Source organism: Chitinophaga sp. 22308 (assembly GCF_052045305.1).
Classification (GTDB): Bacteria; Bacteroidota; Bacteroidia; order Chitinophagales; family Chitinophagaceae; genus Chitinophaga; species Chitinophaga varians_A.
Genome location: NZ_JBQEOP010000002.1, coordinates 1,171,249 through 1,184,456, shown reverse-complemented (window position 1 = coordinate 1,184,456; position 13,208 = coordinate 1,171,249). Strand labels below are relative to the sequence as shown.

The window sequence follows — 13,208 nt, the reverse complement described above, 5'->3', positions numbered from 1 at the left end:
ACAGATGGCTATCAGATATGGTAATATCCTGCTATTGCTTTTCCTGGCAGTACGGGGAAATGCACAAGTAACTGACTCGTTGACTTATACCCGCTTCCTGGCGGAAATAACAAATAACAACCTGGCGTATGTAACAGAGCGGTTCAACGTCAACCTGGCTGCCGCAAGGGTTGCTGCGGCAAAGGTTTTCCCAGACCCGACGCTGTCATTTGGCTGGGTGGATAACGGGCAGAAAAGAATGAAAATGGGGTATGGATTTAGTACCTCTGTCAACTGGCTGCTGGAATTGGGCAATAAACGACAAGCCAGAAGCAGCGTAGCAATAAGCCAGCTGGAACTGACAAACCTGTTGCTGGAAAACTACTATCGCCAGCTCAGGGCAGATGCCACGCTGGCCTACCTGCAAACCACACTACAGGAAAACCTGCTCAAAGTAACCACGGAATCTTATCAAAACATGTCGCTGTTTGCCCGGGCAGATAGCATCCGATTTCAGCTGGGAGAAATAAAAGCAGTAGATGCGCGCCAGAGTAAACTGGAAGCCGCCAACATGTTGAATACAGTGTATAAGCATGAAGCCAGCTTTAAGGCCGCCTTATTACAATTGGGGATGCTGATGGGAAAATCATCAGATACGCTTTACTACCCTGCTACGTTCAAATCCGGATTTGACAGGGAATTTAGTTTAAAAGACCTTATCAACACCGCTGTCAGCAACCGGGCCGATGTCCTCGCTGCCGTGAAAGATAAAGAAGTGGCCAACAACCTGGTGAAGCTGGCACAGGCCAACAGGATGCCGGACCTTGGACTAAGCCTGGGAATGGCGCAAAACTCCGGTGCTACCAACACCATAGCACCAGCCCCTTCCACGAATGTTATTTCCGCAGGTATTAGCATACCATTGAAGTTTTCCGGCAGGTCGAAGGCGGAGCTGTTATCGGCCCAATACAGCGCAGCCCAGGCAGCTGCCCGTTACCAGCAGGCGGCATTACAGGTACAAACCGAAGTGGCCACCAGCTATTATAATTACCTCGCTGCCCGCAAACAAGTAAGCCAGTTTCATACCGGCATACTGGAAGATGCGCAGAAAGCACTCGACGGTAAGATATACAGCTATCGGTCCGGCGAGATCAATCTGCTGGAAGTACTGAATGCCCAGCGCACCTACAACAGCCTGAAACAGAGCTATTACGAGGCACTAAATGGATATGCCGCGGCGCTGGTGGAAATGGAAAGAACAGCCGGCATCTGGGATATTAACTTATAAACGAATGATATGAAACATATTCTGATAATGATAGCTTTCCTTGCATTACTTCCGCCTGTTTGCGCCCAGCAAGACAGTAGCGGATACCGGGAAGTATCATTTGGCATAAAAGCAGGGGTATCTTCCAGCTCACTATATGGTGGGGACCTTCATTTATTGTCGTCCGGCAGCTACGTAAAACCTCTGCCCGGTATGTTTGCAGGAATTACGGTGCACTCCAGGCTAAGCAAGTATTTTGGCATCCAATCCGAATTATCAGTTGGGCAAAGTCCGGTGATGTTGCATCTCCTGGACAGCAACAGCCAACAGGTATACAACAGCCGTTTTAAGAGCACTTATCTGATGATAGCCCCCATCTCAACTACTGCTTACTTTCACCGGTTCCGGTTATCTGCCGGCCCTTACGTTAGCAGCTTGCTGCACAGCAGTATAGAACGAAAAGGCGCCGATGGACAAATAACAACAGAAAGAAACATTTTCGGCACCGCTACTGCTCCGGGAGGATTCCGCTACAAATTTGATGCTGGCATCGTGGTACAGCTGCGCTATGAATGCAACAATGGCTGGAATATAGGCGCTGGCTATTCCCGTGGATTTATACCGGTTATAGAAGACCCACGCATACAGCATCAATGGAAAATATACAACCAGCAGTTCAACCTTTTCCTGGGTTACCAATGGCGGAGAAAATAAACAGGAAATCGAGTAGACAGTGAGGGATTATTTCCCTCACTGTCCTTTCACACCACCGTACGTACCGGCCTGGTATACGGCGGTTTGTTAGAATAATTTCTTCCGATGTTCTGTTTTCATATCTTAGTGATGATAGAATCCTAAGTAACCTTTCTTCCTAAAGTACTTGCTGGCGAGTATGCTACACAATATCGGACTGCGTGACATGCAGCTATATCCCGAACTGGCGTTACTCCACTGCTATCCGTCACCTTTAGGTCGCCTAGTTTTATGAGATGCCGGCACTGCCCTTTGATTGTCTTCCATTGCTTCCAGGCACACATGCGTAGCCGCCCATGCACTTTGCTGTCCAATTTGTACATCAACTTCTTAAGGAAGAGCTCTTTTAACGTATAACCATATAGGTTATCACACATAAAGGCCACTCTCTGTATTCAGAGGTGGCCTTTTCCGTTCTCTACATCCCAAAAAATTTATTTATGTTGTGATACCTGGAGTGCAACTTTGGTGGTTCCCGTCCCCTTTGCCAGACCACTCAGGTACAATGTTGCCACTTTTCCATCCTCCAGTTTAACAATAGGAATATCGAGTATCGTCGTTTCTTTTCCACCAACCTTGGTTTTGACTTTCACATGATAATCACCCGCAGCAACAGATTTGAATACAGATAGTGATTTAATATCGGGCTTATCCCCAACATAAGTAGCATTACTTACCAACCGCAGACTGTCTTTATTCTTAAAAACATCAATATCAACAGCGGTAGCATCAGGTGACAGGTGCAGGAAACGTACGTTGGACTTCCCTTTTGCCGGGCTGCTGCGGTCATCCGTTAACAACAATGCCTTTACTTTGTTGTTCAACAGCGTGTCATACACGAACAACGAATAACTCACTTTGTCTGTCAACGCATATTTCCCATCCACTATTAACTTACTTCCGTCCAGTAAGAATTTCAATACCGCTTCTTTGTCAGCCGGCACAGGAATGTACCCGTTTGACTGTCCAAGGAACTTCAGTTTATCCTGGTGCTTTTTGCCATTGATATCTGCGGTCAATTCACCGGTCTTTGGAGAAGCATGCACGAATTGCATAGTTGCATTCCTGGCTGGTGGCGGTGGCGGAGCCGGATCGTCTTTCTTTTTGCAGGAGGTCACCAAAGTGGCGGCTAACAGGGTAAAGGCAATACCTTTCAGGGGCATTCTTACTTGTTTCATATACTAATTTTTTTTGAATAAATACTACTGTACAGACTACGTTTCGTTCACCGGAAGGCTGTTCTTCTTCCTGATAGAAAACAACAGATTGCGCATTCTTCCTATGGCAACCAATGTTATTTTTAATTTTTTTGAAAGAAAATATTTAATAGCTGCCTATAAATGTCATCAATAGCCTATCTAAACAAGGAGGCTGGCCGCTGAAGAGCCGCCTCCGTTGATTAATGCACCAATAACTGAAGCGCTTCCGTAGTAAACATTCTACTAATATTTCACCATTTGCGACATCAGCAACTTCGTTGGTATGACAGGTAATAGCCCAACATCAATAATATACCGCTACGGACCCTGGTAAAGTTATTGCTCTCCCCATTCCAGGAACTACAAACAGCGGCCGCAACCTTCCGGTTTTCCGGAACAGCAAATGTTCCTGTTTTATTACGCTCCTGTTTCTACAACATTCAAATGAACACGCCGGTACACCGCTGTCTGCTTGCAATAACGTTTCCTATTCTGCCTGGTAAATACAATATTGATAGAATCAATGTTTTTTGCCTGTCTTCTTCGCAGTATCTACCTTTGCTGGTTTTAATACCGGTGCTGCGGGACGGGATCCAGTTTTTTTACTGGTATCTGCCATCTGTTTGCGTTGTTCTTTTGATGGCTGCTGTGCCATTGCACCTGTAGTAGAAATCACGGCAACAACCACTGCCAGCATCGCTGAAAAAAATAATCTGTACTTCATCATTTTAATTTTTGCGTTATTAAATATTAACCGGTAGAATAACCGATACGTACAATTGAAAAACATAGGATAGGAATATTTTCCTATCCTCCCCAGGACGGAAGATTGTTAAAGTAGCGTTAAAGGAAAAAACATTAATAGCCAAAATACAAGCCATTCATATAAGGGAAGTCGAAAAATTCAATATAACAAACAACTGTTGGCTATTACCCGGTTACGTCTGTATCAAGCTAACTCCCGATTCCTCCTACAGGAAACCATATACCATTAAACTTATTCATGGCTGAACCTCCTTCTTAATTTTCCCAAAATTGGTTAATGCGCCTTTGCGTAAATGACCTTGGCAACTTCCCTATAAGCATTCAGGCATACCCCGCTTCTCAAATACATCGTTTGCCAATAATACGCCATCAAAATTACCGGCTTTAACGAGGCTGCGGGTATAGTTTCCAGGCTGGCCCATAAATACCGGTTATTGTTCGGCGCCTGGGGAATCATGTTGGTCATCAAAAAGTAGCGGAGTTAGCTGTCTCATCTGCGGTTCTGTCGCCCGAAGGGCAATTGTGACCTCGAAATTCATTCTCATAATGCCATTGTTACGCACAATGTCTTTACGAATGATAGGGAATCACAGTACCCTACAATGCCATGGGATTAATGTTCAGCGTACTTGTACAGGAAAAGTCAAGGTGATACGGCTAACAGAAAATAGGTTGTCTATAGGCTACAATAGGGCAACTCATCCATATTTCACACGGGCTACCCACCGTTCAATTCATCACGAACGAATTAAATATCTCACCCAACTATTTAAGCCGGTTACTTAAAAAATTTAACCGGCTAAAGCACACAACAATTCATACACAGTAAGTAAAGCGATCGAAAAGGCAAAAGAAAAATTGTCGGCAACCGATTTATCTGCAAGCGAAATCGCATATAAACTGGGCTTCGAGCATCCACAGTCATTCATCAAACTATTCAAAAGCAAAACGAATGTCTCCCCTTTGGCTTTTCGGAAGTCGTTTAACTGACAAAGCGAAAAGATCAAAGAAAGCCGGCGGGATAGCCCGGCCGGCCTCACTTCAAACAACATAAAAAGCCCTATGGCAACATCCGTTTAATAGTCATCAGTAACAAGCGCAGATCTTCCCATCACCCGCATAAACAATTCTTCCTCCAGCAGGTCTTTAATGGACCGGATCACAAAGTCAGGAGCATAGCCGAAATGTGCCAGGTCTTCTTCCCGGGTCACGCCTGTTAAGGTAAGTACGGTAGTAAAGCCCATAGAGCCTGCTCCCAGTATATCTGTCCCCATGGTATCCCCTATCATCACTGTTTCATCTGTGGTGAGCTGCAAGGCTTTCCTTGCCATACGCATCATCACCGGGCTTGGTTTCCCTACGCTGAAAGCTTTGATACCCGTCGCAAATTCAAGCATAGCCACCAGTGCGCCGCAACCTACCCGGTACTTACCGCCTCCCATCGGGCAATTGGGGTCCAGGTTGGTGGCAATAAGCTTGGCGCCCTTCATGATCATATTAATCGCCTTATCCACAGATTCCAGCATGATCGTTCTGCCTTCGCCGATAATCACGTAATCCGGCTGATCATCTACAATGGAATAACCCGCATTATGCAGTTCTGTCAGCAGGCCACCTTCGCCGATCACATAGGCGGTACCATTTTCCTTCCGGGATGCCAGGTACCTGGCTGTGGCCATGGCACAGGTGAAAATATCCGTATCATTTACCCTGAAGCCCATTTTATTGAGCTTGTAACAAACATCCCTGCTGGTCCTTTGGCTGTTGTTGGTGAGGAAGAGGAAGGGCAGCCCTTTGTCTCTGAGCCCGTTGATAAAATCAACTGCGCCGGGAATGGGCTCACTGCCTTTGTAGATTACGCCATCCATGTCGATTAAAAATCCCTTTTTTTTCATAGCAATCAGATGTTTGGTTAGTTATATGCGAATTAAATAAGCGAACGCTATCAGAAAAAAAATGGAATAAATAAAGGCAGGATGGAATGTATAAAGGCAGGAAGAAAGATGCGCTATCATAAATACAGGCATCTGTCTTAAAGATAATTATTAATTCCGGATTGTTTTATTTATTTTCAAAAAGAATACCGTTGCAACATTTAGGGATACCATTTGTTACATATAATAGGGCAACAGAATTGTGAGAAGCAGCGAACAATTCATTCTTTCCTCCGGCGTAGCGTTTTCCTATACTTAAACATAGTACCGATAAATCTGTCCCCTTATGAACACAGCAAATCAATAGCACGCAAATCATTACACTTGTTATTTTTTAACATCAACCATCAAAATCAAACGTATGTGGACATGTTCACACCCCTACAGATCCGGGGCCATCGTATTGTACCTGTTACTTTACTGGAGCACTGCCATGGCACAAACCAGCAAAATCATCGGAAAAGTCAGCTCCGTCCGGGGCGAACCTATTCCCGGAGTATCCATCATGCTGAAGGATTCCAAGACCGGGGCCGTAACCGATGCCCAGGGTAACTACATCATCACCGCGCCCGGCAACGGCACCCTGATATTCAATGCCATTGGCTTTCTCAAACAGGAGGTGCCTATCAACAACCGGAGTATTGTGAATGTCATTGTTGCAGAGGATAACAAACAGCTCGGAGAGGTGGTCGTAACAGCGCTGGGGGTCACCAAGACGAAAAAAAGCCTGGGGTATGCCACCACTGAGATCAAAGGAGCCGACCTCGCCGTTACCAACGAGGTAAACCCGGTAAATGCCCTGCAGGGCAAAGTGGCCGGGGTGCAGATTGACCAGGGCGGCGGAGGGCTCTTCGGCAGCTCCAAAATTGTGATCCGCGGTAACTCCACGCTGGGCACCAATAACCAGCCCATATTTGTGATAGATGGGGTGATCGTGGAAAACAATACCTTCAACGGCACGGGCCGCGATTTTGGTAACGATCTGAAAAACCTCAACATGGAAGACTTTGAGTCCGTCACCGTGCTGAAAGGCTCTTCTGCCGCGGCTTTGTACGGCTCCAGGGCTATCAACGGCGTTATCCTCATCACCAGTAAAAAAGGACGGGAAAGAAAAGGGATAGGGGTTAACGTTAGCCAGACCTTCAACACCTTCCGCCCCTACGCCGGCCCGGACTTCCAGAATGAATTCGGAGGCGGCACCGTAGGTTATTTCTTTACTGACAACCGCGACCCTAATTATAAATCGAACGAACGCTGGAGGACCAAGGTATTCCCAACAGACCCCACTACCGGCAAACCATATATTGACAGGCAGGTAGGACGCGAACTGGAAAACTGGGGACCCCGTTTCGCCGGACAGGAGGTGCTGAATTACGATGGTACCCCCACTCAATATGTAGCACAGCCCGATAACTTCATGGATGCATTCCAGAACGGACGCGGCTCCGCCACCAATATTGCGCTGGACGGAGGTAACGACAGGTCCACCTTCAGGGTGTCCTACACCCGCGATCAAAGCCAGGGGATCGTCGCTAAAAACAGCCTGTTAAAAAACAGCTTCGACGTACGGGTCACACATACCATCAACAGGTTCCTCAGTGCCGATGTCAGCGCCAACTACACCGACTTTGCAGGTAAAAATCCGCCCCGGCTCGGCGGACTCGACGCTTTCGCTTCCTATAACTTCGGGAAACTGTTTTCGTGGATCCTTCCCCGTAACTATGATACGAAATACTGGATGCAGAAAGCCCATTACACCAGTGTATTCGGAGGCGCTCCCAATCCGGCGGACCCTAATGAGCCCAACAAAGCGCCGGAATCCCGTTTCTGGTTCAGTTTATTTGAAAATGAATACCTGCAGAATGAACAAACCATCCGCGGACGTATAGCCCTCACCGCCACCATAACGCCCTGGGCTAAACTGCTACTGGAAGGTAACGTCAATAACCTGTATACAAAGAATGAAAACAAGGAACTGGGACAAAGCCCCGATTTCAAAGGTGGTCTTTATGGACTTGGACATACCAGCAAGGAAAGCTATTTCCTCAAATGGATGCTGATGATCAATAAAACCCTTGCAAAAGACCTGGACCTGAGCGGTTATATAGGCGGCGAAACCCAGCGCTTCCAGACGACCTTTAACTACAGCGAAACTGTAGGCGGATTGAACTACCCCGGCCAGTTTTTCCTGGGTAACTCCGCGCAAAAAATGGAACCCAAAGGTGGACTTAAAACCAAAAAAGCTTTTAACTCCCTCTATGCCAGCGCCGATCTGGCCTGGAAAAACCAGCTGTTCCTGCAAGCCACCTTCCGGGGCGACTGGTCCTCCGCGCTGGCCTACACCAACGGCGGCGGTAACTTCTTTTACAACTACCCGGCCGTTAGCTTATCATGGTTGTTTTCCGAAACATTCAAACTGCCCTCCTGGATCAGTTATGGTAAGCTGAGAGGAAATCTTGCAGCACTGGGTAACGATACCGATCCGTTCACCATCAACCCCGGATTCACCTTCAACGGCTTCACATCGTCCAATGGGACCGATATCCCTATGTCGACCTATAGCCGCTACCGTGACCCGCTCACCGGCAAGCTGATGGTCATACAGCCTAACCTGAGGCCACAACGGAAAATAGCCAAGGAATTAGGCGCCGAAATGCGTTTCCTGCAAAACAGGATCGGCTTTGATTTATCCGTATACCAGGATAACACCCGGGACCAGATCCTCGACGTAGCCACCCCTCCGGAAAGCGGACAGGATGGTATTATCATCAATGCAGGTAACATCCAGAACAGGGGACTTGAACTGATGATCGACGGAACACCGGTTAAAACAAAGAATTTTGAATGGAGCACCAATCTTAACTACTCCTTCAACCGCAACCTTATCAAGGATTTATACCCCGGCCGGACAGAATACGACCTGGGCGCCAATATCGGCGAAATAAGCACCTGGGCCGTAGTAGGTAAGTCCTATGGCGTATTACGCACACTGATTCATTCCAGCCCCTACCAGGCCAAAGATGCCAATGGCAACCCGGTAGATGACCCCAACAACGGTAAACCGGTACTGGCCTGGCGCTCTGATGCCCGTGCCGCATTCCCGGCCCGTAGCAATACCTGGCAGGATGTTGGCGACATCAATGCCAAATTCAGGGCAGGCTGGGGCAATACCTTCCGCTATAAAGGCTTTTCGCTGAATGTACTGCTGGATGCTAAAATAGGGGGCGATTTTGTGCTCCTCACCTACCGTTACGGTACCCACACCGGCGTATTCCCCAATACCCTGGCAGGAAGGGATGCCGCAACCGGCGGTATCACCTGGACCAGCAAATACGATGGCCAGACCTACGACGACGGCCTGATCCCCGATGGCGTATTCCCGAAAGGCCAGACAATCACACAGCCCGACGGAACACAGGTGGACGTAGGCGGCATGTCCTACGCACAAGCCTACGAAAAAGGATATGTAGAGCCTACGCATGCTCCGCAGTTTTATTATCGCTATGGTTCCTCCTCCACAGGTGTAGCCGATTACTGGGTCAAAAAGAACACCTGGGTATCATTGCGGCAGGTATCGCTGGCGTACCAGTTCCCGGCCAGTATCTGCAAAAAACTGATGCTCAATAACCTGAGCGTGGCTGTTGTAGGCCGCGACCTGTTGTACCTCTACAACAGTCTCCCCTACAACTATAACCCTGCTTCCAACAACTCTAACAACACTGCTTATTCCGGTGAAGAAGGATTTTTACCGATGATCCGCTCGATCGCAGGTACTATCAGGGTAGGGTTCTGATGAACGGTTTATTGCTACATCAAAAAACAAGATCATGAAAAATATAAAACACCGATATATAAAGGTTTACATAGCACTGGCCCTGCTGGGCGCCGGCTCCTGCTCCAAAAATTTTGGCGATATCAACACCGACCCAAGCCTGGTGAGTAAACCGGATGTAAAATTCCTGCTCAGCTATTCGGAGGACAAAATCTTTACCTACCAGGGCACCGAGTGGGTATGGGAAAGCATGGAACAGCTGATGCGCTTTACACAACATGTCACTTCCAGCCCGTACGAAATTACCAACAACGTAAATACCCGGTACAATAGTTACTACCTGCAGATACTACCCAACCTGAATGAGATCAGGCGGCAGGTGGATGCTATGCCCGACAAGGAAAAGTACCAGAAAATAAAGGTAGTTACCAACATCCTGATGGTGCTACATGGCATCAAGGTAACAGACATGAATGGCTCTATTCCTTTTAGCGAGGCCGTAAAAGGACGGTACGAACAGAAATACAATCCCGTTTATGATGAACAGCCAGCCCTCTTTGCCAACTGGCTGGGGCAGCTCGACGAGGCCATTAAAGTACTGTCCGATAATTCAACGGTAGCACAAATGGTTTACGGACCCTCTGACATTTTTTACCAGAGCGACTGGGTAAAATGGGTAAAACTGGCCAATACCCTTAAACTTCGTATAGCCGCCAGGTTAGAGAATGCAGACAAAGCAAAATGCCAGGCCATCTTCCAGGAAGTGATGAAAGACGCGATAGGCCCCATTAGCGACAATGATTCGCAGGTGAAATATGTTAATGCCACCTATGTGCCATTCGGGACCGGGGGAGATATTGATTACCGCAGCCGCAGGTACGCCACCACTTCTATTATGAGTTTCCTGAAGAAAACCAATGATCCCCGGTTACCGGTATACTTCGAAAAAAATGACCTGGTGGGGAGTTATAAAGATTCACTGGCCAAATATCAGGTATCCCTTCCTTCATTCATTGATCCGAACGATCCGCTGATCATGTACCAGGGAGGACCCGCCGACTGGACCACCAATCCCGATGTGGCATCCTATATCGGGAACCCGCTACCGGTAAGCCAGTTCACAAAATACTCCCTGATCTCTCCCATTAACCGCAGGTTTTTCTCGCCTCAACTCAACCAGGCAACCGGTAAGTTCATGGACGTTGCCGTTACCTATGCGGAAACCTGCTTTTATATAGCGGAGTTCATCCAGAAAGGTTACGCCGGCGGCGTAAATACCAAAGGCAGCGCGGAAGACTGGTACAAAAAAGGAGTAACCTCCTCGATACAGACCATGAATGCCATAGCAGCAGCCGCAGGTTCCACCACCGCTTATTCCGGCGATGGGACAACAGAGATCAACAACTACCTGGCTAACCCGTTGGTGAAATTCAACGGCGTAAACAACCTGGAAAAAATTTACATCCAGCAATTCCTGGGCATGTACCGGCAACCCAATGAAGCATATGTATTTTGCAGACGTACGGGGTATCCTAAAACCGGTTCGGCCTACTACGGCAGGGAACCATTCAACGAGTTGATCCCACGCCGTTTCTGGCTGATAGATCCCGGAGAAGTGAACAGGGCCAACTGGTCGGCCGCCATGCAGCAGCAGGGATTCACACCCAATGCGCAGGACTTGCCAACCCTCAGTTCACAGCGGGTCTGGTATGATAAAGCTGCTCCCGGTTTCGGAAAAGGACAGTAAACTAAAAAAAGGGTGTCTCAAAAGTAATTGAGGCACCCTTTTTTTATTTTCAGTTTTTCGGGTGGTTTTATGCACATTTTGACTGTATAACTAAAGTGTGTCAGAATTGGTCTTTTTGACAATTTTTGTTGTTATATAAGTATGGCAAGAGGAAAAACACTAAAGGTTGTCTTTAAGGCCAACCACCAGAACCAGGGGATGTTATTACCCCCTGATCTCAACGACCTGATCGCTGCCGATCACCCTGTCCGGGTGGTCAACGAGGTACTTGACAAGATAGATATAACGGCTTTGCTGCATCAATACAAACCCGGTGGGACCAGTAGCTATCATCCCCGCATGCTATTAAAGGTGCTGGTGTACGCTTACATCAACAATGTCTACAGCAGCCGTAAGATCGAAGAAGCTATAGGTCAGAACATATTTTACATGTGGCTGGCAGGCATGAGCAAGCCAGATCACAATACCATCAATCGGTTCCGGGGACAACGATTACAGAAGACGCTGCAGCCTATTTTTACGCAGGTTGTTTTATTGTTATGCGAAGAAGGCTTACTGAGTATCAAGGATCTCTACACCGATGGCACCAAGATCGAGGCCAATGCCAACCGCTATACTTTTGTATGGGGCAAAGCCATCAAGAGCAGCCGTGAGAAGATCAGGACACAGCTCAATGAACTCTGGCAATATGCCCAATCAGTAGCTGCAGCAGAGTTAGATAATGACACCGATCCTTCGGGTTTTAAGAAGATCGAAGCAGAGAAAGTGCAACAGACCGTCGAGTCGATCAATACTGCCCTGAAGGATAAAAAGATAGATGCAAAGGTTCGGCAGAAGTTAGCCTATGCCAAGAAGAACTGGCCTGAAGCGCTGGACAGGTATGAGGCCCAGGAAAAGATCCTGGGAGAGCAACGCAGCAGCTTTAGCAAAACTGATCGGGATGCCACCTTTATGCGTATGAAGGAAGACCACATGCGCAATGGCCAACTCAAGCCTGCATACAATGTGCAGATCAGTACCAACAATCAATACATTGCCTCTTACTCTATCCATCAAAGCTCCACTGATACCAATACACTGATCGATCACGTGGGACAACACATCCGCTCTTTCAAACAAAAGCCCAATACACTTACAACTGATGCTGGCTATGGTTCCGAACAGAACTATCAATGGCTGGAAGGCAAACGCATCACAGCTTTTGTAAAGCACCAGCAGTTCGACCGCAAGCAGCGCAAGAACTGGAAAAAAAAGAAGCCTTATATAACAGACAACCTGGTGTATGACGAAAAGAAAAAACAGTTTATCTGTCCCAGTGGCAAACCCATGAAAAAGATCGGGAAGTTCAAGAAGGTCACTAAAAACGGCTACCAACAAACGATCACAAAATACCAGGCTGAAAACTGCAGGAGATGCCCATTACGTAAGCTGTGCCATGACCAGAAAGGCAACCGAATAATAGAGGTCAACCACAACTTGAGACGCCTAAAACAGCAGGCAGACAAGCGGTTAAATACTACTAGAGGTATACAGAAAAGAAAGCAGCGATGCTATGATGTTGAGCCAGTCTTCGCCAGCATCAAACACAACCACGCCTTTAAACGCTTTATGTTGCGGGGAATCGAGAAAGTGGCAATAGAAACAGGATTATTGGCGCTGGCACATAACCTCAGAAAGAAAACAGCCTGAATAGGCAAGCCTCCCAGTTCATTATTTTATAAACTCCCCTCTCCCCATAAAACATCTATAAAAAAAATCTACTTCCTAGCTATTGCACGCCATCAACCATTAC

The 13,208-nt window shown here is 47.3% G+C and carries 9 protein-coding genes; 6 read left to right on the top strand and 3 right to left on the bottom strand.

From position 1 onward, the window contains the following. Positions 1-4 precede the first annotated feature (4 nt). Entirely contained in the window at positions 5-1,267 is a 1,263-nt protein-coding gene (locus ACTJJS_RS11660; RefSeq protein WP_168737420.1) for a TolC family protein, read from the top strand. A gap of 9 nt (positions 1,268-1,276) precedes the next feature. Beyond that, positions 1,277-1,960, top strand: coding sequence for an outer membrane beta-barrel protein (locus tag ACTJJS_RS11655; protein WP_168737421.1), 684 nt, complete (start codon positions 1,277-1,279; stop codon positions 1,958-1,960). Between the two features lie 473 nt (positions 1,961-2,433). Here the strand turns inward: ACTJJS_RS11655 and ACTJJS_RS11650 are convergent, their stop codons facing one another. Next, complete coding sequence (locus ACTJJS_RS11650) at positions 2,434-3,177, bottom strand: DUF4397 domain-containing protein (protein WP_168737422.1); 744 nt, start codon at positions 3,175-3,177, stop codon at positions 2,434-2,436. A 541-nt stretch (positions 3,178-3,718) separates the two neighbouring features. Continuing rightward, positions 3,719-3,925: a hypothetical protein gene (locus ACTJJS_RS11645; protein WP_325528959.1), complete on the bottom strand. Its 207-nt coding sequence runs from the start codon at positions 3,923-3,925 to the stop codon at positions 3,719-3,721. A gap of 896 nt (positions 3,926-4,821) precedes the next feature. Between ACTJJS_RS11645 and ACTJJS_RS11640 the strand changes: the two genes are divergently transcribed. After that, positions 4,822-4,953 (top strand): helix-turn-helix domain-containing protein, encoded by a 132-nt coding sequence (locus ACTJJS_RS11640; RefSeq protein ID WP_414647047.1) that lies wholly within the window; start codon positions 4,822-4,824, stop codon positions 4,951-4,953. An 86-nt stretch (positions 4,954-5,039) separates the two neighbouring features. On the opposite strand, the gene ACTJJS_RS11635 is transcribed toward ACTJJS_RS11640, so the two are convergent. Further along, entirely contained in the window at positions 5,040-5,858 is an 819-nt protein-coding gene (locus tag ACTJJS_RS11635) for an HAD-IIA family hydrolase (protein WP_295867848.1), read from the bottom strand. A gap of 400 nt (positions 5,859-6,258) precedes the next feature. Between ACTJJS_RS11635 and ACTJJS_RS11630 the strand changes: the two genes are divergently transcribed. The 3 genes from ACTJJS_RS11630 to ACTJJS_RS11620 all read left to right on the top strand — a co-directional run bounded on the left by ACTJJS_RS11630 (position 6,259) and on the right by ACTJJS_RS11620 (position 13,105). Beyond that, a complete protein-coding gene (locus ACTJJS_RS11630) occupies positions 6,259-9,690 on the top strand; it encodes a SusC/RagA family TonB-linked outer membrane protein (RefSeq protein ID WP_295867846.1) in 3,432 nt (1,143 codons plus the stop codon). A gap of 34 nt (positions 9,691-9,724) precedes the next feature. Further along, positions 9,725-11,416, top strand: a complete 1,692-nt coding sequence (locus tag ACTJJS_RS11625) for a SusD/RagB family nutrient-binding outer membrane lipoprotein (protein WP_325528957.1) — start codon at positions 9,725-9,727, stop codon at positions 11,414-11,416. 141 nt (positions 11,417-11,557) lie between these two features. Next, positions 11,558-13,105, top strand: a complete 1,548-nt coding sequence (locus tag ACTJJS_RS11620; RefSeq protein WP_325528956.1) for an IS1182 family transposase — start codon at positions 11,558-11,560, stop codon at positions 13,103-13,105. The last annotated feature ends 103 nt before the right edge of the window (positions 13,106-13,208 follow it).